Annotated in this window: 18 protein-coding genes; 9 read left to right on the top strand and 9 right to left on the bottom strand. The window is 64.1% G+C overall.

What is annotated here, in order from left to right; all coding sequences use genetic code 11:
• The first annotated feature begins 190 nt into the window (after positions 1-190).
• The gene (locus QCE83_RS09130) at positions 191-1,453 is read left to right on the top strand and encodes an MFS transporter (protein ID WP_309808935.1); all 1,263 of its coding nucleotides are present in this window, start codon (positions 191-193) and stop codon (positions 1,451-1,453) included.
• A gap of 62 nt (positions 1,454-1,515) precedes the next feature.
• On the opposite strand, the gene QCE83_RS09135 is transcribed toward QCE83_RS09130, so the two are convergent.
• The 5 genes from QCE83_RS09135 to QCE83_RS09155 all read right to left on the bottom strand — a co-directional run bounded on the left by QCE83_RS09135 (position 1,516) and on the right by QCE83_RS09155 (position 7,553).
• Entirely contained in the window at positions 1,516-3,426 is a 1,911-nt protein-coding gene (locus QCE83_RS09135; protein WP_309808937.1) for a propionate--CoA ligase, read from the bottom strand.
• A gap of 87 nt (positions 3,427-3,513) precedes the next feature.
• A complete protein-coding gene (locus QCE83_RS09140; protein ID WP_309808939.1) occupies positions 3,514-3,981 on the bottom strand; it encodes a hypothetical protein in 468 nt (155 codons plus the stop codon).
• 14 nt (positions 3,982-3,995) lie between these two features.
• Positions 3,996-4,295 carry a hypothetical protein gene (locus QCE83_RS09145; protein ID WP_309808941.1) on the bottom strand — a complete coding sequence of 100 codons (300 nt, stop codon included), beginning with the start codon at positions 4,293-4,295 and terminating at the stop codon, positions 3,996-3,998.
• Between the two features lie 136 nt (positions 4,296-4,431).
• Positions 4,432-5,184: a 5'-methylthioadenosine/adenosylhomocysteine nucleosidase gene (locus tag QCE83_RS09150; protein ID WP_309808943.1), complete on the bottom strand. Its 753-nt coding sequence runs from the start codon at positions 5,182-5,184 to the stop codon at positions 4,432-4,434.
• Positions 5,181-7,553: a UvrD-helicase domain-containing protein gene (locus QCE83_RS09155; RefSeq protein ID WP_309808945.1), complete on the bottom strand. Its 2,373-nt coding sequence runs from the start codon at positions 7,551-7,553 to the stop codon at positions 5,181-5,183. Before QCE83_RS09155 ends, QCE83_RS09150 begins: the two co-directional genes overlap by 4 nt.
• 173 nt (positions 7,554-7,726) lie before the next feature.
• Between QCE83_RS09155 and QCE83_RS09160 the strand changes: the two genes are divergently transcribed.
• Positions 7,727-10,594, top strand: coding sequence for a valine--tRNA ligase (locus tag QCE83_RS09160; protein ID WP_309808947.1), 2,868 nt, complete (start codon positions 7,727-7,729; stop codon positions 10,592-10,594).
• Between the two features lie 73 nt (positions 10,595-10,667).
• Positions 10,668-11,549 carry a UTP--glucose-1-phosphate uridylyltransferase GalU gene (gene galU, locus QCE83_RS09165; protein ID WP_006999749.1) on the top strand — a complete coding sequence of 294 codons (882 nt, stop codon included), beginning with the start codon at positions 10,668-10,670 and terminating at the stop codon, positions 11,547-11,549.
• Between the two features lie 90 nt (positions 11,550-11,639).
• Here the strand turns inward: galU and QCE83_RS09170 are convergent, their stop codons facing one another.
• On the bottom strand, positions 11,640-11,867 hold the full coding sequence (locus QCE83_RS09170) for a sulfurtransferase TusA family protein (protein WP_309808949.1): 228 nt from the start codon (positions 11,865-11,867) through the stop codon (positions 11,640-11,642).
• A 186-nt stretch (positions 11,868-12,053) separates the two neighbouring features.
• Between QCE83_RS09170 and QCE83_RS09175 the strand changes: the two genes are divergently transcribed.
• The 3 genes from QCE83_RS09175 to QCE83_RS09185 are packed head-to-tail and all read left to right on the top strand — an operon-like array spanning position 12,054 to position 13,975.
• Positions 12,054-12,440 carry a helix-turn-helix domain-containing protein gene (locus QCE83_RS09175; RefSeq protein ID WP_309808951.1) on the top strand — a complete coding sequence of 129 codons (387 nt, stop codon included), beginning with the start codon at positions 12,054-12,056 and terminating at the stop codon, positions 12,438-12,440.
• A 17-nt stretch (positions 12,441-12,457) separates the two neighbouring features.
• On the top strand, positions 12,458-13,714 hold the full coding sequence (locus QCE83_RS09180) for a HipA domain-containing protein (protein WP_309808953.1): 1,257 nt from the start codon (positions 12,458-12,460) through the stop codon (positions 13,712-13,714).
• A 6-nt stretch (positions 13,715-13,720) separates the two neighbouring features.
• Positions 13,721-13,975 carry a hypothetical protein gene (locus tag QCE83_RS09185; protein WP_309808955.1) on the top strand — a complete coding sequence of 85 codons (255 nt, stop codon included), beginning with the start codon at positions 13,721-13,723 and terminating at the stop codon, positions 13,973-13,975.
• A gap of 77 nt (positions 13,976-14,052) precedes the next feature.
• Here the strand turns inward: QCE83_RS09185 and QCE83_RS09190 are convergent, their stop codons facing one another.
• Genes QCE83_RS09190 through QCE83_RS09200 form a run of 3 tightly spaced genes read right to left on the bottom strand, consistent with a single transcriptional unit; the run spans position 14,053 to position 16,935 of the window.
• Positions 14,053-15,069: a Gfo/Idh/MocA family oxidoreductase gene (locus tag QCE83_RS09190; protein WP_309808957.1), complete on the bottom strand. Its 1,017-nt coding sequence runs from the start codon at positions 15,067-15,069 to the stop codon at positions 14,053-14,055.
• Positions 15,066-16,070, bottom strand: a complete 1,005-nt coding sequence (gene iolG, locus QCE83_RS09195; protein ID WP_309808959.1) for an inositol 2-dehydrogenase — start codon at positions 16,068-16,070, stop codon at positions 15,066-15,068. The genes QCE83_RS09190 and iolG overlap by 4 nt, the downstream gene beginning before the upstream one ends.
• The gene (locus QCE83_RS09200) at positions 16,060-16,935 is read right to left on the bottom strand and encodes a MurR/RpiR family transcriptional regulator (protein ID WP_309808961.1); all 876 of its coding nucleotides are present in this window, start codon (positions 16,933-16,935) and stop codon (positions 16,060-16,062) included. Before QCE83_RS09200 ends, iolG begins: the two co-directional genes overlap by 11 nt.
• 230 nt (positions 16,936-17,165) lie before the next feature.
• Here QCE83_RS09200 and QCE83_RS09205 point away from each other — a divergent pair, with 230 nt between their 5' ends.
• The 3 genes from QCE83_RS09205 (at position 17,166) to QCE83_RS09215 (ending at position 20,324) form a co-directional block, all read left to right on the top strand.
• Complete coding sequence (locus tag QCE83_RS09205; RefSeq protein ID WP_309808963.1) at positions 17,166-18,218, top strand: sugar ABC transporter substrate-binding protein; 1,053 nt, start codon at positions 17,166-17,168, stop codon at positions 18,216-18,218.
• A gap of 140 nt (positions 18,219-18,358) precedes the next feature.
• Entirely contained in the window at positions 18,359-19,525 is a 1,167-nt protein-coding gene (locus QCE83_RS09210; RefSeq protein WP_309808965.1) for an ABC transporter permease, read from the top strand.
• Positions 19,526-19,535: 10 nt separating this feature from the next.
• Positions 19,536-20,324, top strand: a complete 789-nt coding sequence (locus QCE83_RS09215) for an ATP-binding cassette domain-containing protein (RefSeq protein WP_309808967.1) — start codon at positions 19,536-19,538, stop codon at positions 20,322-20,324.
• The last annotated feature ends 1 nt before the right edge of the window (position 20,325 follow it).

Here is a 20,325-nt window from a genome sequence, read left to right on the forward strand (position 1 = left end):
AGCGTGCCAAAATTGATTTTTGTCAGCTGAATGATCGATCGCGGTGCACCAGGCTGTCCGATTCGCGACAAAGCTTGGCAGGACAACGCGTCGGGGACAGCCTACACTTGTCAGAAATTCAGTCAGCGCATAAATGGCTGACTTGAAACAACAAAAACAGAGACGATTCCGCTTACCTCAGCCATTCACCATGCAAACCAGCATCGACAAGGGCGCGTTGTCGCCCGCCGGCGCGACGGCCGGCACTTCCGATTCCCAGACGGCCAAGCCCGTGGCCGCCGCGCAGCGCACCGTCTATTCGGTACTCGGCGCAATCAGCTTCTCGCATCTGCTGAACGACATGATCCAGTCGCTGATCCTGGCTATCTACCCGATGTTCAAGAGCGAGTTCGCGCTCTCGTTCGGGCAGATCGGCCTCATCACGCTGACCTACCAGATCACCGCGTCGCTGCTGCAGCCGCTCGTCGGGCTCTATACCGACAAGCATCCCAAGCCCTACTCGCTGCCGGTCGGCATGGGCTTCACGTTGGCGGGGCTGCTGCTGATGTCGGTGGCGGGCAGCTTCGGCATGCTGCTGGTCGCAGCGGCGCTGGTCGGCTGCGGTTCGTCGGTGTTCCATCCGGAATCGTCGCGGGTGGCGCGCATGGCCTCGGGCGGCAAGCACGGCCTCGCGCAGTCGCTGTTCCAGGTGGGCGGCAATGCGGGTTCGTCGCTCGGACCGCTGCTCGCCGCGCTCATCATCATTCCGCACGGCCAGCGCAGCATTGCGTGGTTCTCGGCGGCGGCGCTGGTGGCGATGTTCGTGCTGGCCAACATCGGCCGCTGGTACAAGCGTCATCCCGCCACGAAGAAAGGCCGCGCCCAGGTGCAGCACGCCACGCTGCCGCGCAAGACCGTCATCATGGCGATGAGCGTGCTCGTGCTGCTCGTGTTCTCGAAGTACTTCTACCTCGCGAGCATCAACAGCTACTTCACCTTCTATCTGATCAACAAGTTCGGGCTGTCGGTGCAGTCGGCGCAGATCCATCTGTTCGTGTTCCTCGCGGCGGTTGCGGCGGGCACGGTGGTCGGCGGTCCGATCGGCGACAAGGTCGGACGCAAGGCGGTGATCTGGGTGTCGATTCTCGGCGTCGCGCCGTTCACGCTGCTGATGCCCTATGCGAACCTGTTCTGGACCAGCGTGCTGTCGGTGATCATCGGGCTGGTGCTGGCGTCGGCGTTCTCGGCCATCCTGGTGTATGCGACCGAGCTGATCCCCGGCAAGGTCGGCATGGTCGCGGGCCTGTTCTTCGGCTTTGCGTTCGGCATGGGCGGCGTCGGCGCCGCGGTGCTCGGCCAGCTGGCCGATGTGACGAGCATCGACTTCGTCTACAAGGTCTGCGCGTTCCTGCCGCTGATCGGCGTGCTGACGGTGCTGCTGCCGAAGACGCATGACGAGCACGCGAAGGCTTGATTGACGCGGTTGATGCGTACTGATGACGGCGGGCGCTTGCGCCCGCCGTTTGCATTGGCGCCTCAGGATCCCAGCGCCTCCCGCACCTGCGCCAGCGCGCCCGGGTCTTCGATGGTCGGCAGTTCGCCCGGATCGCGCCCTTCCGCCAGCGCCGCAATCGCGCGGCGCAGCAGCTTGCCCGAGCGCGTCTTCGGCAGCATCGTCACGAAGTGCACACGCGCCGGACGCGCGATCGCGCCCAGCTGACTATCCACCGCGCGGCACAACTCCGCTTCCATCCCGTCGCGCGCGCCCGGCGCCTCGATGCACGCCGCATCGCGCAGCACGACGAAAGCCGCCGCCGCCTGCCCCTTGACCGCATCGGCGATGCCGACCACCGCCACTTCCGCGACCGCCGCGTGCGCCGACAGCGCTTCCTCGATCTCCCGCGTCCCCAGCCGATGGCCCGCGACATTGATCACGTCGTCGGTGCGTCCGAGGATCGACACATAGCCGTCTTCGTCCTGTACGCCCCAGTCGAAGGTCGAGTAGACGAGCTGGTTCGGCACGCTGTTCCAGTAGGTATCGACGAAACGCTGGTCGTCGCCCCACACGGTCTGCATGCAGCCCGGCGGCAGCGGATAGTCCAGCGTGACCACACCCTTTTCGCCCGGCGCGCATTCGTCGCCGCTCGCTTCGTTGCGCAGCTTGAGCCCAAAACCCAGCGACGGCACGCCCGGCGAACCGAGCTTCGACGGCAAGGCCTCGATGCCGCGCGGGATCGCGATCATCGGCCAGCCGGTTTCGGTCTGCCAGTAGTTGTCGATGACGGGCTTGTGCAGCGCGTCCTGGATCCAGCGCGCGGTGGGTTCGTCTAGCGGCTCGCCGGCGAGGAACAGCGTGCGCAGGCTCGACAGGTCGTAACGCTCCATCAGCGCCGGGTCCTGCTTCTTGAGCACGCGGATCGCGGTGGGGGCGGTGAACATCAGGTTGATGCCGTATTGCTGCACGAGCCGCCACCAGATGCCGCCGTCGGGACGGATGGGCGTGCCTTCGTACATGACGGTCGTACAGCCGGCGATCAGCGGTGCATAGATGATGTAGCTGTGCCCCACCACCCAGCCGATGTCGGATGCGGTGAACATCGTGTCGCCGGGCTGGCCCTCGAAGATGTGCTCCATCGACGCGGCGAGCGCCACCGCATAACCGCCGACGTCGCGCTGCACGCCTTTCGGCCGGCCGGTCGTGCCGGAGGTGTAGAGCACGTACGACGGTTCATTGGACTCGAGCCATTCGCACGGCACGTGGGCGTCGAAGTAACGCTCGCGCAACGGTTCGTAGGCGACGAGATAGCTCGCTTGCAGACGCTCCGGCGCCAGTTGCCGGTCGATCAGCAGCACCTGCGGCACCTTGAACTGCGCGCGCGAGAGCGCTTCGTCGACGAGCGGCGTGTAGTCGATCACGCGGCCGCCGCGCGCGCCGGCATCCGCCGTGACGATGAGCGCAGGCTCGGCATCGTCGATGCGCGCGGCCAGGTTCGGCGCCGCGAAACCGCCGAACACGACCGAATGAATCGCGCCGAGACGCGCGCAGGCGAGCATCGCGAAGAGCGCTTCGGGGATCATCGGCAGATAGATCAGCACGCGATCGCCCTTCTTCACGTGCAGGGAACGCATGACAGCTGCCATGCGGTTCACTTCGGCATGCAGCTCGGCGTAGGTATAGCGACGCTCGATGCCCGTTTCCGTCGATACGTACACCAGCGCGTCCTGCTCCGCGCGCGAAGCGAGATGGCGATCGACGGCGTTATGACAGAGATTGGTCCGGCCGCCGACGAACCAGCGCGCGAATGGCGGACGGCTCCGGTCGAGCACCTGGTCGAACGGCGTCTGCCAGTGGATGCGGCGGGCCTGTTCGGCCCAGAAGTCTTCAGGTTGCTCGATCGACCGGCGATACGCTTCTCGGTAACTCGGCATGCGCGTCGTCCTCTGCAAGGCGGCTTTTTGGCTCCTCAGAATAGAGCAGCCGTAAAACCCCTGCTAGACAGGGCGCGCCCTGATCGGTTCCGGGCGCGGCGCGCTTCAGAGCGCCTTGCTGCGCGTGCGCGTCGCGGGGAACGGCGCCGCCGCGGACGCGGAATGCTTGAGCAGCACGGGCGCGAGTTCGCCCGCCACCCGCAGGCTCGACACGACGACCGTGCGCACGCCGCAGCCTTCGGTCAGCGCGCGCTGCTTTTCGCGGGTCGTCGCGCGCGCCTCGATGCGCGGCTCCACGACGATCAGCCCGCGGCAGAAGGTGGCGAGCACCGCGCGATGGGTGCGCATCCACGCGGCGCGCAGGCGCGCGTCGTCGGCGGATTCGCGCTCGTCGTGCTCGACGGCCAGCACGAACGGCGTCGCGAGCGCCAGCAGGCGGCTCATCTGTGCGCTCCACGCGAACGCATAGCCGGTCCGCACCGCGCGCGGCCGCAGCCGCACGAAAGGAAAACGGCTGGTGTCGAAGAAACGCTCGTCGAGCACGAGCGACGGAATTTCGACGGATCTCGTCACGGAATCGGCGGCATTCACAGCGGTTTCGGACTCCAGTAGTTCAATGCGGCGATCAGGCTCGGCCAGCGCGAAAGCCGCGGCACCACGCGCCGTTTCGATTGCGCGGCGCGTTTCGGGCGGCGCTCGGAATGAGCGTGCGTTGGGCTCGCGGCGGCTTCGCTCCACGCGCGGCGCGTCGTGTCGAGCACGCGCTCGGCATTCACCGATACGGCGCATGCGTCACTGCGTGCCTCACTGCGTGTTTCCCGCGCGTCCGTCGCGCAGGCGGGGCTGGCCGCGCCCGCTGCGCCGATGGCGGTGAAATCGTTGGTCATGGTCTCGGGACCTCCCGTTTTGTTGCCTCAGGTTCTGGAAAGTCATTGTATTGAGAATCATTCTCAACTACAAGCGGGATTTGGCCGATCCGGGAGAAATGCGGGAAAGCCCTGCCCGTCTGGAACCGGGCAACGTTCAGCGACTGGCGGGCAGAAAGCGTGCAACGATGCCCGACGAATAAGTCGCGGCGATCGCCGTCAGGAACTCGAGGAAGGAGGTGGGCGCGGCGGCGTCGGCGGTATCTGAGATGGTGCGCACGACGGCGCACGGGACGTCGTGCTCGAAGCAGACCTGCGCGAGCGCCGCGCCTTCCATTTCGACGGCAAGCGCATCCGGCAACGCGTCGCGCAAGGCATGCAGCGCGTCATGGCTGGCGATGAAACGATCGCCACTGATGATGAGACCGCGATGCACGCGCGGCACCGCGATGCCGAAGCGGTCCGCGAGCGCGACGCCCTGTTCGGCGACGAACGAGGCGGCCGCGGCGGCGAGTGCATCGCTCAATGCAGCATCTGGCTCGAAACGCGCGCGTTCGAGCAGCGGCACTTCATAGCGCGGAAACAGCGGCGAGGCATCGAGATCGTGTTGCAGCAGCGCATCCGCAACGACGATGTCGCCCACGTTGACATCGCCCCGCACGCCGCCTGCGACGCCCGTGAAGACGATGGCATCGACCTCGAAGACGTGGATCAGCGCGCTGGCCGTCGCGGCGGCTGCGACCTTGCCGATGCGCGCCAGCGTCACGACGACCGGCACGCCATGCGCCTGGCCGATGTGATACTCGCGCCGCCCGAGCGTCACCGTGCGGAATTCGCCGGCCGCCTGCATCTGCGCGATCAGGTCGCCCAGTTCCTGCGGCAGCGCGGCCATGATGCCGAGCCGCTTCATTCGACGGCCTGCAGCTTCGCGACCGCCAGCGCGAGCCATTTCTCGCCGTGGCGCTTGAAGCGCACTTGCGCGCGGGCATCGCCGCCGGCGCCTTCCAGCGCGGTCACGGTGCCTTCGCCGAACTTCGTGTGGAACACGGCCTGACCGACCTTGAAGCCGGCGTCGGCGGCGCGCTGTTCGTTGGCGAACGACGGCAGCGCCGCGCCCGAGGCCTGCTGGTCGCGCGCATACGACGAACCGCCGCGCTCCTGTCCGGGCCGCGCGAACCAGTCGCGGCCCCACCCGGCGTTGTCGGAGCGGCCGCCCCAGCGTGCGCCCGCCTCGACCTTCGGCGTGAGCCACTTGAGCGTGCCTTCGGGCAGTTCGTCGAAGAAGCGCGAGCGGATGTTGTAGCGCGTCTGGCCATGCAGCATGCGGCTCTGCGCGAACGACAGATACAGCCGCTCCTTGGCGCGCGTGATCGCCACGTACATGAGGCGCCGCTCTTCCTCCAGCCCGTCCGATTCCTGCGCACTGTTCTCGTGCGGGAACAGCCCTTCTTCCAGCCCGGTGATGAACACCGCCATGAATTCGAGGCCCTTGGCCGCGTGCACGGTCATCAGCTGGACGGCGTCCTGGCCCGCCTGCGCCTGGTTGTCGCCGGCTTCGAGCGAGGCATGCGACAGGAAGCCCGCGAGCGGCGTCATCGTGTCGGGATTCTGCGCGGGGTCGGCGATGCCGGGCGCGTCGAGCACTTCGATCTCGCCGTCTTCGCTCACCGCCGTGATCTCCGGCGCCGCCGTTGCGCCCGGGCGCAGCGGAATGGACCGCGCCGGGGTGTCGAGACCGTAGCCTTCCTCGCTCACGAACGCCGCCGCCGCGTTCACGAGTTCCTGCAAGTTTTCCAGCCGGTCCTGGCCTTCGCGCTCGGTTTCGTAGAACGCCGCGAGACCGCTCGCGCGCACCACGTACTCGACCGTCTCCGGCAGGCTCATCTGCTGCGTCTCCGCGCGCATCTTCGCGACCAGCGTCGCGAACGCGCCGAGGCTCGAGCCCGCCTTGCCGGTGACGTAGGGCACGGCGGCCGCCATCGAACAGTTATAGAGGCGCGCCGCGTCGGCGACCTGCTCGATGGAACGCGCGCCGATACCGCGCGTCGGGAAGTTGACGACGCGCGCGAACGCGGTGTCGTCGTTCGGGTTGTCGATGAGGCGCAGATACGCGAGCGCGTGCTTCACTTCCTGGCGCTCGAAGAAGCGCAGGCCGCCATACACGCGATACGGAATGCCCGCGTTGACCAGCGTGTGCTCGATGGTCCGCGACTGCGCATTGCTCCGATACAGCACCGCGATCTCGCCGCGCGCCGCGCCCGCATGGATCAGCGCCTTGATTTCCTCGACGATCCAGCCCGCTTCCTGCGAATCCGTCGCCGCCTCGTAGACGCGCACCTGCTCGCCGTGTCCCGCGTCGGTCCGCAGGTTCTTGCCGAGCCGGTTGGCGTTGTTGGCGATCAGATAGTTGGCCGCGTCCAGAATATGCCCGTGCGACCGGTAGTTCTGCTCCAGCTTGATCAGGTTGCGCACGCGGAACTCGCGCTCGAAGTCGTGCATGTTGCCGACGTTCGCGCCGCGAAACGCGTAGATGGACTGGTCGTCGTCGCCGACCGCGAAGATCGCGTTGTGCTCGCCCGCCAGCATCTTGAGCCACGCGTACTGGAGCTTGTTGGTGTCCTGGAACTCGTCGACGAGAATATTGCGGAAACGCGCCTGGTAATGCGCCCGCAGCGGCGGATTGTGCGCCAGCAGCTCGAAACAGCGCAGCAGCAGTTCCGGAAAGTCGGCCACGCCCTCGCGCTGGCATTGCTGCTCGTAAGCCTGATAGAGCTCGACGAACTTGCGGTTGAAGTCGTCGGTGGCGTCGACGTCCTTCGGCCGCAGCCCTTGTTCCTTCGCGTTGTTGATGAAGTACTGGAGATTCTTGGCCGGATACTTCTCGTCGTCGATATTCAGGCCCTTCATCAGCCGCTTGATGGCGGACAGTTGATCAGCGGTATCGAGGATCTGGAAGGCCTGCGGCAGGCCAGCATCGCGGAAATGCGCGCGCAGCATGCGGTTGCACAGCCCGTGAAACGTGCCGATCCACATGCCGCGCGTGTCGATGGGCAGCAGCGCCGAGAGCCGCGCCATCATCTCTTTCGCGGCCTTGTTCGTGAAGGTGACGGCCAGCACCGTGGGCGGCGACGCATAGCCCTGCTGGATCAGCCACGCGATGCGGGTGATGAGGACGCGCGTCTTGCCGCTGCCGGCGCCCGCGAGAATGAGCGCGGACTCGTCGGGCAGCGTCACGGCGGCGTGCTGTTCGGGATTCAGGTTGGCGAGCAGTTCGGGCATGGAAAAAGGCGGCGCGGAGGGGTCGAGGCAAGCCGGTCATTATAAGACCGCGCTGCCGGCGACGTTCGGGGGCACGGGCGGCGCGCTCGGCCGAATTCGTCCGATGGCCCGTGCCGAACCTTATAATTGGCGATTCTCCGCATCTTTTCACGCATTTTTCGGCAGATTCCACCATGAGCGACAGCACGCTTGCCAAGAGCTTCGAGCCTCAGCAGATCGAATCCCAATGGGGCCCGGAATGGGAACGACGCGGCTATGCCGCCCCCACGTTCAAGGAGGGCGCGAAGAACTTCTCCATCCAGTTGCCGCCGCCGAACGTCACCGGCACGCTGCACATGGGGCACGCGTTCAACCAGACCATCATGGATGGCCTGACGCGCTATCACCGCATGCTCGGCGAGAACACGCTGTGGGTGCCGGGCACCGATCACGCGGGCATCGCCACGCAGATCGTGGTCGAGCGCCAGCTCGACGCCCAGGGCATCTCGCGTCACGACCTCGGCCGCGAGGAGTTTCTGAAGCGCGTATGGGCGTGGAAGCAGCAGTCGGGCTCGACCATCACGAACCAGGTGCGCCGCCTGGGCGCGTCGATCGACTGGTCGCGCGAATACTTCACGATGGACGACAAGATGTCGGCCGCCGTGCGCGATGTCTTCGTGACGCTCTACAAGCAAGGCCTCATCTATCGCGGCAAGCGCCTCGTGAACTGGGATCCGGTGCTCGGCACCGCGGTCTCGGACCTGGAAGTGGTCAGCGAGGAAGAGAACGGCAACCTCTGGCACATTTCCTATCCGCTGCCGGACGGCTCGGGCCATCTGACCGTCGCCACCACGCGGCCCGAGACCATGCTCGGCGACACCGCCGTGATGGTGCATCCGGATGACGAGCGCTATCAGCATCTGATCGGCAAGACGGTGGTGCTGCCACTGTGCGACCGCGAGATTCCGGTCATCGCCGACGAATATGTGGATCGCGAATTCGGCACCGGCGTGGTGAAGGTCACGCCCGCGCACGATTTCAACGACTACGCCGTGGGCCAGCGCCACACGCTGCCGATGATCGAGATCCTCACGCTCGACGCGAAGATCAACGACAACGCGCCCGCGAAGTATCGCGGCATGGACCGCTTCGATGCGCGCAAGGAAGTCGTCAAGGATCTCGAAGCGCTCGGCCTGCTGGAATCCGTCAAGCCGCACAAGCTGATGGTGCCGCGCGGCGACCGCACCGGCGTGGTGATTGAGCCGATGCTGACCGACCAGTGGTTCGTCGCGATGAGCAAGGCCGCGCCGGAAGGCACGTTCAACCCGGGCAAGTCCATCACGGAAACCTCGCTCGATGTCGTGCGCAGCGGCCAGATCAAGTTCGTTCCGGAGAACTGGACCACCACGTATTACCAGTGGCTCGAGAACATCCAGGACTGGTGCATCTCGCGGCAGTTGTGGTGGGGCCATCAGATTCCGGCGTGGTACGGCGAGAACGGCGAGATCTTCGTTGCGAAGACGGAAGACGAAGCCCGCGCCGAAGCCGACGCGCAAGGCTACACAGGCGCGCTGCGCCGCGACGAGGACGTGCTCGACACGTGGTTCTCGTCGGCGCTGGTGCCGTTCTCGTCGCTCGGCTGGCCGAACGAAACGCCGGAACTGAAGGCGTTCCTGCCCTCCTCCGTGCTCGTGACAGGCTTCGACATCATCTTCTTCTGGGTCGCCAGAATGGTGATGATGACCACGCACTTCACCGGCAAGGTGCCTTTCGACACCGTCTATGTGCATGGCCTGGTGCGCGACGCCGAAGGCCAGAAGATGTCGAAGAGCAAGGGCAACACGCTCGACCCGATCGATATCGTCGACGGCATCGGTCTCGAGGAGCTGGTCGCCAAGCGCACCACGGGCCTCATGAATCCGAAGGCCGCCGCGCAGATCGAGAAGAAAACCCGCAAGGAATTCCCGGAAGGCATTGCGTCGTTCGGCACGGACGCGCTGCGCTTCACGATGGCGTCGATGGCCACGCTCGGCCGCAACGTCAACTTCGACCTCGCGCGCTGCGAGGGCTATCGCAACTTCTGCAACAAGCTGTGGAACGCCACGCGTTTCGTGCTGATGAACTGCGAAGGCCACGACTGCGGCTTCGCCAACCCCGGCGCGTGCAAGCCGGGCGATTGCGGCCCCGGCGGCTACACGGATTACTCGCAGGCGGACCGCTGGATCGTCTCGCTCCTGCAGCGTACCGAGGCGGAAGTCGAGAAGGGTTTCGCGGACTATCGTTTCGACAACGTCGCCAGCGCGATTTACAAGTTCGTATGGGACGAGTACTGCGACTGGTACCTGGAACTGGCGAAGGTGCAGATCCAGACCGGCACGCCGGAACAGCAGACCGCCACGCGGCGCACCTTGCTGCGCGTGCTGGAGACGGTGCTGCGCCTCGCCCATCCGGTCATTCCGTTCATCACGGAAGCGCTGTGGCAGAAGGTGGCGCCGCTGACGGACGCCTTCCCGGCATACGCGAAGGAAGGCGAAGTGTCGATCATGACGCAGCCCTACCCGCGCGCCGAGCAGAAAAAAATCGATGAATCGTCTGAACAGTGGGCGGCCGAACTGAAGAGTGTCATCGATGCATGTCGTAATCTGCGTGGCGAGATGAATCTGTCGCCGGCCACCAAGGTGCCGCTGCTCGCGCACGGCGATGCGGCGCGGCTCGCCACGTTCGCGCCGTATGTCGCGGCGCTGGCGCGTCTGTCGGAGGTGAAGATCATCGACGACGAAGCCGCGCTCGATCGCGAGGCGCATGGCGCGCCGGTCGCGATTGTCGGCGGCAGCAAGCTGGTGCTGAAGGTGGAGATCGACGTCGCCGCCGAGCGCGAGCGTCTCGGCAAGGAAGTGGACCGACTGAGCGCCGAAATCGTCAAATGTAACGCGAAGCTGGGGAATGAAAGCTTTGTTTCAAAAGCGCCGGCGGCTGTCGTGGAACAGGAGCGGAAAAGGCTGGCAGAATACGAAGCCACGGTTGAGAAGCTTCAGGCCCAATTATTGCGGATGGCTGTTTGATTCGGGGTCTGGATTTCGGGCCCCTTCGGTTATCTCGACGTTCAAGTGTTTTTAAGAGGATCAGGGTTATCACATGCTAAAAGTTACCAAAGCGGTATTCCCCGTCGCGGGTCTGGGCACGCGGTTCCTTCCCGCGACCAAGGCCAGCCCGAAGGAAATGCTGCCTGTCGTTGACAAGCCGCTGATTCAATATGCGGTCGAGGAAGCCATGGCGGCCGGCATTACCGAAATGATCTTCGTGACGGGCCGCAGCAAGCGTGCCATCGAGGATCACTTCGACAAATCCTATGAGATCGAGGCCGAACTCGAAGCGCGCGGCAAGGCGAAGCTGCTCGAACTCGTGCGCAGCATCAAGCCGAGCCATGTCGATTGCTTCTACGTGCGTCAGGCGGAAGCGCTCGGTCTGGGTCACGCGGTGCTGTGCGCCGAAAAGCTGGTGGGCGACAACCCGTTCGCCGTGATCCTCGCGGACGACTTGCTGTACGGCAAGCCGCCCGTCATGTCGCAGATGATCGAAGTCTTCGACCACTATCACAGCTCGGTGATCGGCGTCGAAGAGATTCCGCCGGAAGACTCGAAGTCGTACGGCATCATCGACGGCAAGGAGTGGGAAGACAACATCTTCAAGCTGTCGGGCATTGTCGAGAAGCCGGAGCCGGCGGTGGCGCCGTCGAACCTGGGCGTGGTCGGCCGCTATGTGCTGAAGCCGCGTATTTTCGATCACATCCGCGCGCTGAAGCCGGGCGCAGGCGGCGAGCTGCAACTGACGGACGCGATTCAATCGCTGCTGTCGGATGAGCAAGTGCTGGCGTACAAGTACCACGGCACGCGTTTCGATTGCGGCAGCAAGCTGGGCTATCTGAAGGCGACCGTCGAATTCGCGCTGCGCCATCCGGAAGTCAAGGCGGAATTCGAAGAGTATCTGCGCAATCGCGCGCCGATTCTCGAAGGCTGAAGCCGCGGTTGAGCGGTTCGCGTAGTTTGTAAATGAAAGGCCCGTCACGGTGTGACGGGCCTTTTTTGCTTATTTGCGGTCCTGGCTTTTTTAGCGCCGGCGCATGAGGAAGACGAACGTCTTGTCCTGCGCCGTTGCCTCGACGATCTCGTTGCCAGTCTGCTTGGCAAACGCGGCGAAATCGCGCTGCGATCCTGGATCGGTGGCCAGAACCTTCAGGATCTGACCGCTCGTCATGTCGGCGAGCGCCTTCTTCGCCCGCAGGATCGGCAACGGACAGTTGAGCCCGCGCGCGTCGACTTCCTTGTGAACTTCCATCGCGATTGAACCTTTGTGTGTGGCTGGGTGAGTGCGCTCTGATCGAAGGATTTTAACTTAGTGGGCGTTCCGGCATCCCGTAACACGGCTCGCATGTGGGTTCGCATCGCTTGTGGGATGGTCGGTGCGGACCTCCTCTTACGTCCGGCATAGCACCGTTTCGATCATTGTGCGGCGGGCCACCGCATGTCTAAACGCCTCATATGTTTGGCAAATCAGAGTTTTCTGCCTAATATATATGGCATTATGCCCAAGTCCACGCTACCCATGTTTCCTGCGGCGCTTCGCCAGCTTGAGGCACTGGGCGAACGTCTGCGTCTCGCCCGCCTTCGTCGGCAACTGACGACCGAACTGTTTGCCGAACGCGTCGGCGTCTCGCGCGAGACATTGAGGCGGCTCGAGAAAGGTGATCCCACCATTGCTATCGGCACCTACCTGCGCACGCTGCGAGTGCTCGGACTGGAGCACGATATCGACTCAGTCGCACGTGACGACGAACTCGGCCGCAAGTTGCAGGACCTCGGCCTGCCTCGCCCGCGGCCACGTGGACGTACAAGGACGGGGACGAACTAACCCATGTGAAGCAATCCATGTCGAAAAAGAAGGAACGCGCGGAATACGAAGTGCATCTGCAAACACCAGAGCTGGACGTGAGCCAGCGGGTGGGCACCTTGTTTCCGCACGAAGCGATCACTGCGTTGGCTGCATCATTCGAGTACGACACAACGTGGCTCGCGAGCGGAGCGGCGTTCATGCTGGACCCGCGACTGGCGCTCTTCGCCGGCGAACAACATCCACACAATAAGGCGCCCGCTTTCGGCATTTTCATGGACTCCTCGCCAGACCGATGGGGCCGCGTCCTGATGGAGCGTCTCGAAGCCGCAGCCGCTGCAAAGCAAGACCGCAAGATGCGCAAACTGCGGGAGATCGACTACCTGCTCGGCGTGTACGATCACACCCGGATGGGCGGCCTGCGTTTCCGGTCTTCAACAGGGCCTTTTCTTGACGACAGCAATAACGCTGCACCACCGGTATCGTCGCTGAAGGAACTGGCGTATATCAGCCGCCGCGTTGAAGAACCCGGCGTCGAGAACCTTCCGGAATATGAGCAATGGCTCGCGATGCTGGTGGCCCCAGGATCCTCACTTGGCGGCGCGCGTCCCAAGGCAAATTTCACTGATGACGATCGGCGACTCTGGATTGCAAAGTTTCCTTCCCGAGAGGATCGCTACGACGTCGGGGCCTGGGAGTTTCTGATGCATGTGCTTGCCGCCGCGGCGGGCATCATCCTGCCCGAGGCGCGCCTGGAACAGCTCTCGGAGCGGTATCGCACGTTCTGTGCGCAGCGCTTCGATCGTTCCCCTCGTGGGCGCCGCATGTACGCCTCGGCAATGACGTTGCTGGAACGTCAGGACGGCGATGCAGGTGCGAGCTATCTTGACTTGGTGCAGTTCATCTCGGACACCGGTGCGCAAGGGCATATCAACGAAGACCTTGAGCAGCTGTTCCGGAGGCTGCTGTTTAACGTCATCGTCGGCAACCGGGACGACCATCTTCGCAATCACGGCTTCATTCGCGAGCTTTCCGGTTGGCGGCTGTCCCCGGCGTTCGATGTCAACCCCAACCCGTACAAGGCCGACCATGCGCTGACGCTCGACGGTCTGAACGCTACGCCGGACGTAAATGCAGTGATGGCGACGGCAGCGCTCTATCGCCTGACTGATCAGCGCGCAGAAGTCGTCCGGAAGCAGGTCGAATCCGCGGTGACAGGCTGGCGCGAGGAAGCCAGAAGGCTCTCGATTCCATCATTCGAGGTCAAGCAAATGGAGAACGTCATTCAGATTTGAGCGTTGGTGACGCTCGCAATAGGCATTCAGGTTGGAAGCCACTCACCGCTCGACCGCTGCCACCTGGCCCTCATGAAAAATATAGAGACAAGCATCCGGCACGTAACGAAGCCCGGCACCAACCTGTTCGCCGAGCTAGGTTTTCCGCCAGACGAAGCGCGGCACTACCAAGCCAAATCGCTGGCCTTGATCGGTCAGACGCTGGAACTGAAAGAGCAACTGACGAGCGATACATCGCACCGATCGACATTCACCACTTGAAGCAGGCCTGACCCGCTGACCTCTCGAACGTCGCAGGTGTCAGTTCGCCTCGTCATCGGTTAGAAACGAACCCCAGCTCAAACCTCCACCCCCCGCCCCTCCTCAAACGCCCGCCGCAACGCCACCCCGATGCGCGTCGCCTCGCGCGCATCATCCAGCGTGAGCCCCGTCTGCGTGCCCTCCCGCAACAACCCCACAAACGCCCGCGCCTCGCGCAGAAACGCGTCCTCGAAGCGCTCGAAGAATGTCGGCGTGCATACGTTGCGCATGCCGTGCCCATCGGCAATCTCGACCCGGTTCAGCCGCGGATTCCGCCCCACCGACAACGCCCCCTTCGTGCCGATCACCTCAGTCTGCGTATCGTGCCCGTGCGCCATCGTCCGCGATGCATACAGCACCGCCAGCCGCCCGCCGTCGAACTCGATGGTGCCCACGCCGTTATCGATGTCATTGCACGCGCGCAAGCCCTCGTGAATCGCAATCGTGCCGCTCGCATACACGCGCTTCGCCTTCGGATTACCAAGCAGCCAGCGCGCGAGATCGATATCGTGGACGCTGCAATCGAGAAACAGCCCGCCCGACGTCGGCGCAAAACGCACGAAGAACCCATCGGGGTCGTTCATGTCGCAGGTCTGCGAACGCACCATGAAGGGCCGTCCGATCGCACCGTGCGCCACCTGATCGAACGCATCGCGATAGCTCGCATCGAAGCGCCGCACGAAGCCGATCATCACGTGCAGATGCGGATGACGCGCATGTTCCTCGATCACCGCATCGCATTCCGCGAGGTCCAGCGACAGCGGCTTCTCGCAGAACACGTGCTTGCCCGCGCGCAACGCAGCGATGATCTGCGTCGCATGCAGCGAGGTCGGCGTGACGAGCCACACTGCATCGATATCCGGATCGGCGAGCAACGCATCGTAGTCCGCGTGCAGCGCCAGTTCGGGCAGCCGCTGCCGCGCCCACGCGCGCTCTTCTTCCACCGGACTGCACGCGGCGACGAGCCGCGCCCCCGGCACATGCCACGCCAGATTCTCCGCATGACGCCGTCCGAGCCGTCCCAGCCCGACGATCCCGCAACGCACGGCGCTCATATGGCCTGCTCCCCAAGCCTGACGATGCGCTTCTCACGCCAGGACAGCGTGGCGGCTTCGGCGAGTTCGAGCGCCTTCAGCCCGTCGGCCACGGTCGTGCGCACCGGCTTGCCATGATTGATCGCATCGAAGAAATGGGCGATCTCGGCCGCATACGCCGCGCGATAGCGCTCCAGAAAGAATGCCTCGGGCTTGTCGTTCGATACCGCGGCTGCCGTGTACGCCGTGACTTCAGTCGGCCGCACATTGCCCGCCTGCAGCATGCCCAGACTGCCGAGCAATTCGAAGCGCTGATCGTAGCCATACGCCGCGCGCCGCGCCGTGTTGATCTGACACAAGCGACCACGCTTCGTGCGGATCGTGACGGCGGTCGAATCGATGTCGCCGGCCTCGGCGATGGCCGGATCGGAGAGACAACTGCCGGTGGCATGCAGCGTGTCGGCTTCGTCGTCGAGGATCCAGCGGAAGATATCGAAGTCGTGAATCAGCATGTCCTTGAAGATGCCGCCCGAATGCGCGATGTACTCAACAGGCGGCGCACCCGGATCGCGGCTCGTCACGATCAGCATCTCGGGCTCGCCAATCTCGCCGGCATCGATGCGCGCCTTCAATGCCGAGAAGGTCGGATCGAAGCGCCGCTGGAAGCCGATCATGCAGACCACGCCGGCCTGCTGCACGGCGTCGGCGCACGCGCGCGCACGTTCGACCGTCAGGTCCACCGGCTTCTCGCAGAACACGTGCTTGCGTTGCGCCGCCGAGGCAAGGATCAGGTCGGCATGCGTATCCGTGCTCGAACAGATGACCGTCGCGCCGACCGATGCATCGCCCATCGCGCCATCGATATCGGCGGCCATCGCGCCGTGCTCCTTCGCGAGCGCCGCTGCCGCCTCGCGGTTCACATCGACGACATACTTCAACCGCACGCCCGGCTGCCGCGCGAGATTCGCCGCGTGAATCCTGCCGATGCGCCCTGCCCCGAACACCGCCACGTCAATCGTCATAGCCGCTTGTCTCCTTGGATTCCTCGACGTTCAATTCGAGCCGGTACGCGAGCGCGATGAACAACGCCTGGCACAGGCAGATGGTGCTCGTGAGCGAACGGAACGCAAACGCGCTGCCTTCCTTCACGAACAGACTTGCGCTCGCGTGACGCGCGAGCGGCGAAAGCTGGCTGTCGGTGATGACGAGTGTCTTCGCGCCATGATGCTGCGCGGCGCGCACGCAATACTGCGTTTCCTTGCCGTAGGGCGCGAAACTGATCGCGATCACCACGTCACTCTTCTTCACGCTGCGGACCTGCTCGCGGAACATGCCGCCCAGTCCGGAAATGAGATGCACGCGCTTGCGCGTGTGCTGCAACGCATACACGATGTAGCTCGCCACCGCGAACGACCGGCGCACGCCGATCACATAGATGTTTTCTGCCTGCGACAGCATCTCGACCGCGGCTTCGAACTGCGCGTCATCGAGACCGGCTTCGAGCTCGGACAGCCCGGTGCGGCTCGCCGCGATGAACTCGCGCGCCACCGAGACACCCGAAGCCTCGCCGGCTTTCTCGTCGATCAGCTTGCGAATGCGCTCCTGATAACTCTGCGGCGATCCCCCGCCCGCATAGGCCTGCCGGAACACGGCCTGCAAATCCGAAAAGCCCGAGAAGCCGAAGCGCTGCGCAAAACGCACCACGGCGGAAGCATGCACGCCGCAGGCGGCCGCGATGTCGCTGGTGCGGTCCATCATCACGCTGCTGCGATGCTGTTCGATATACGTCGCCACGTTCTTCAACTGACGCGGCAGCGAGTCGTAGGCATCGGTGATCCGCTGCATCAGTTCCTCGACGCCCTGCACTTCGTTGCTGGTCTCTTCCATGTCCACGCTCGTGTTGTGCGCGCCGGATGCCGCGCGCCGTGCAACCGATTATAGGAACGACGGAAGCAAATTGGAATGTATTTTCCATTTGAATCGCGGGTGAAATATCTATTGCAGACCCTTGGAAACTGACCTACTCTTGGTCCTGAACGCGACGTTCGGGCGGTCAGAACCCGGCGCCGCGTTCGCCAAAACATCACACCAGACAACAACCGAGATAGGTGGAGACAATGACCTTTTGCAACGGTCGGGCCGCGCTGCGCGCGCTGGCGGCTGCTGCTGCGTTGTGCAGCGCGGCGTGGATGTCGGCAAGTCCCGCTCAGGCAGCGCCTGACGCGAAGTTCGTGTTGATCAGTCACGCGCCGGACTCGGATTCCTGGTGGAACGTCATCAAGAATGCGATTAAACAGGCGGATGAAGACTTCAACGTACAGACTGACTACCGCAATCCGCCGAACGGCGACATCGCGGACATGTCGCGGCTGATCGAGCAGGCGGCGGCGCGCAACTACGACGGCGTGATCACCACCATCGCGGACTTCGACGTGCTGAAGAGCGCGATCAGCAAGGTCACGGCGAAGAAGATTCCGCTCGTCACCATCAACTCCGGCACCGAAGAACAGAGCGCGCAACTGGGCGCGATCATGCATATCGGCCAGCCGGAATATGTCGCGGGCAACGAGGCCGGCAAGAAGGCGAAGGCCGCGGGCGTGAAGTCCTTCCTGTGCGTGAACCACATCGCCACCAATACGGTTTCCTTCGATCGCTGCAAGGGCTTCGCGGATGCACTGGGCATCGACTACAAGGCCTCGACCATCGACTCGGGCCAGGACCCGACCGAGATCCAGTCGAAGGTTTCCGCCTATCTGCGCAACCATCCGGACACGCAGGCGATCCTGACGCTCGGACCGACGCCCGCCTCGGCGACGCTCAAGGCCGTCACGCAAATGGGCCTGCAAAACAAGATCTACTTCGTGACATTCGACTTCTCGGATGACATCGCGAAGGGCATCAAGGACGGCACCATCAAGTTCGCGATCGACCAGCAGCCCTACTTGCAGGGCTACATTCCGGTCGCGGTGCTCGCGGTGGTTCACAAGGAACACACCACCGATCCGGCGAAGATCCGTCAGATCCTCGAAGCCAATCCGAAATTCAAGGCACGCCTCGAAACCTATGGTTTGCAGCCCTCGTATGGCCCGAAGAACATCCGCTCGGGTCCGGGCTTCATCACGAAGGAGAATCTCGACAAGGTCGTGAAGTACGCCGGTCAATATCGTTGACCGTCACCTGACCTGTTTCGGGCAGCCGTCCTGGCCTGCCCGCTTTTATCCGCTCGACCCGTCTCCCCCGCCGCCCTTCATGGAAGCGGGTGGAGACGCGCAACTCGCCACAGGATCGATGTACGTTTCAAGGAGCCATCATGGGCGTAGCCGGCAAGCATTACCCTCCCCACGCGAACCCGCATCAGGACACCGTCGACACACCTGACACGGTCAAGCCGTCGGACGAACGCGTGCGTCGCCAGTCGTGGTTCGGCCATCTGCTCAACCGCCCGGAATTCGCCGCCATCTCCGGCACCGTGCTGGTGTTCCTCGTGTTCGGCTTCGGCGCCGGTTCCTCGGGCATGTTCAACCTCGACGGCGTGATGAACTGGTCGCAGGTCGCCGCCTATCTCGGGCTGCTCGCCGTGGGCGCGTGTCTGCTGATGATCGCCGGCGAGTTCGACCTGTCCATCGGCTCGATGATCGGCTTCGCCGGCATGATGGTCGCGCTGCCCGCCGTGTATCTGCACTGGCCGCTGTCGCTCGCCATCCTCTTCGCGTTCGTCACGTCGATGCTGCTCGGCGCGCTCAACGGCTATCTCGTGATGAAGACGCGCCTGCCGTCGTTCATCGTCACGCTCGCGTTTCTGTTCATCCTGCGCGGCCTCACGCTCGCGCTCTCGATCATGTTCGCGGACCGCACCATCATCTCCGGCGTCGGCGATCTCGCCCAGAGCGATCCCGTCGCCAACACGCTGTTCCATGGCGTCGCGCTGCACGGCGTGTTCACGTGGCTCGCGCACATGGGCGTCGGCAAGCTGCTCGACAGCGGCGAACCGCTCGTGCCCGGCATCCCGAAGGTCATCATCTGGTGGTTCGCGCTCGCGGCGGTCTGCGCGTTCGTGCTCGCCAAGACCCGCTACGGCAACTGGATCCTCGCGGTCGGCGGCGATTCAAATGCCGCGAAGAATGTCGGCGTGCCGGTGCGGCGCGTGAAGATCTCGCTGTTCGTGCTCACCGCGTTCTGCTCGTGCCTGTTCGCAGTGCTGCAGGTGTGCGACATCGGCTCGGCCGCGGCGGATCGCGGCCTGCAGAAAGAGTTCGAAGCGATCATCGCGGCCGTGATCGGCGGCACGCTGCTGACGGGCGGTTACGGCTCGGTGGTCGGCGCCTGTTTCGGCGCGCTGATCTTCGGCGTCGTGCAGATCGGCATCACCTACACGAACGTGAGCTCCGACTGGTTCCGCGTGTTCCTCGGCGTGATGCTGCTGCTCGCCGTGCTCTTCAATCACTACGTGCGCCGCCGCGTGTCGCAGGCTCAATGAGGAGGACATCATGAACGACGACAACATCCTCGCGCTCGAAAACGTCAGCAAGTACTTCGGCAAGGTGATCGCGCTGAACGGCGTCACCTTGCGGCTCAGGTGCGGCGAAGTGCACTGCCTGCTGGGCGACAACGGCGCCGGCAAGTCCACGCTCATCAAGACGCTGGCGGGCGTGCACGCGCCCTCGTCGGGCGACTATCTCGTCGACGGCAAGCCGGTCCGGTTCGAGTCGCCGAAGGACGCGCTGGATCTCGGCATTGCCACCGTGTACCAGGATCTCGCGCTGGTGCCGCTGCTCAGCGTCGCGCGCAACTTCTTCATGGGCCGCGAGCCGCAGAAGAAGCGCTTCGGCGTCTTCACGGTGATGGATCTCGATCTCGCCGCCGAGACCTCGCGCGCCAAGCTGGCCGAGATGGGCATCAACGTGCGCGATCCGCATCAGCCGATCGGCACGATGTCCGGCGGCGAGAAGCAATGCCTGGCGATTGCCCGCGCGATCCACTTCGGCGCGCGCGTGCTGATTCTCGACGAACCCACCGCTGCGCTCGGCGTGAAGCAGAGCTTCAACGTGCTCAAGCTGATCCACAAGGCGCGCGAGAAAGGCATCTCGGTGATCTTCATCACGCACAACGTGCATCACGCCTATCCCATCGGCGACTCGTTCACGCTGCTCAATCGCGGCCGCTCGATGGGCACCTTCACGAAGGACACCATCAGCAAGAACGAGGTGCTCGACATGATGGCGGGCGGCGCCGAAATGCAGCAGATGATGAGCGAACTCGAAGGCGCGACGATCTGAG

This window comes from Caballeronia sp. LZ034LL, from assembly GCF_031451215.1.
Classification (GTDB): Bacteria; Pseudomonadota; Gammaproteobacteria; order Burkholderiales; family Burkholderiaceae; genus Caballeronia.

What these genes read in the sequence shown, in the direction of transcription:
- QCE83_RS09130 (WP_309808935.1), top strand. Translation starts at nt 191, where the DNA reads ATGCAAACCAGCATCGACAAGGGCGCGTTGTCGCCCGCCGGCGCGACG.
- QCE83_RS09145 (WP_309808941.1), bottom strand. Translation starts at nt 4,295, where the DNA reads ATGACCAACGATTTCACCGCCATCGGCGCAGCGGGCGCGGCCAGCCCC.
- QCE83_RS09150 (WP_309808943.1), bottom strand. Translation starts at nt 5,184, where the DNA reads ATGAAGCGGCTCGGCATCATGGCCGCGCTGCCGCAGGAACTGGGCGAC.
- QCE83_RS09155 (WP_309808945.1), bottom strand. Translation starts at nt 7,553, where the DNA reads ATGCCCGAACTGCTCGCCAACCTGAATCCCGAACAGCACGCCGCCGTG.
- QCE83_RS09160 (WP_309808947.1), top strand. Translation starts at nt 7,727, where the DNA reads ATGAGCGACAGCACGCTTGCCAAGAGCTTCGAGCCTCAGCAGATCGAA.
- galU (WP_006999749.1), top strand. Translation starts at nt 10,668, where the DNA reads ATGCTAAAAGTTACCAAAGCGGTATTCCCCGTCGCGGGTCTGGGCACG.
- QCE83_RS09170 (WP_309808949.1), bottom strand. Translation starts at nt 11,867, where the DNA reads ATGGAAGTTCACAAGGAAGTCGACGCGCGCGGGCTCAACTGTCCGTTG.
- QCE83_RS09175 (WP_309808951.1), top strand. Translation starts at nt 12,054, where the DNA reads ATGTCTAAACGCCTCATATGTTTGGCAAATCAGAGTTTTCTGCCTAAT.
- QCE83_RS09180 (WP_309808953.1), top strand. Translation starts at nt 12,458, where the DNA reads ATGTCGAAAAAGAAGGAACGCGCGGAATACGAAGTGCATCTGCAAACA.
- QCE83_RS09190 (WP_309808957.1), bottom strand. Translation starts at nt 15,069, where the DNA reads ATGAGCGCCGTGCGTTGCGGGATCGTCGGGCTGGGACGGCTCGGACGG.
- iolG (WP_309808959.1), bottom strand. Translation starts at nt 16,070, where the DNA reads ATGACGATTGACGTGGCGGTGTTCGGGGCAGGGCGCATCGGCAGGATT.
- QCE83_RS09200 (WP_309808961.1), bottom strand. Translation starts at nt 16,935, where the DNA reads ATGGAAGAGACCAGCAACGAAGTGCAGGGCGTCGAGGAACTGATGCAG.
- QCE83_RS09205 (WP_309808963.1), top strand. Translation starts at nt 17,166, where the DNA reads ATGACCTTTTGCAACGGTCGGGCCGCGCTGCGCGCGCTGGCGGCTGCT.
- QCE83_RS09210 (WP_309808965.1), top strand. Translation starts at nt 18,359, where the DNA reads ATGGGCGTAGCCGGCAAGCATTACCCTCCCCACGCGAACCCGCATCAG.
- QCE83_RS09215 (WP_309808967.1), top strand. Translation starts at nt 19,536, where the DNA reads ATGAACGACGACAACATCCTCGCGCTCGAAAACGTCAGCAAGTACTTC.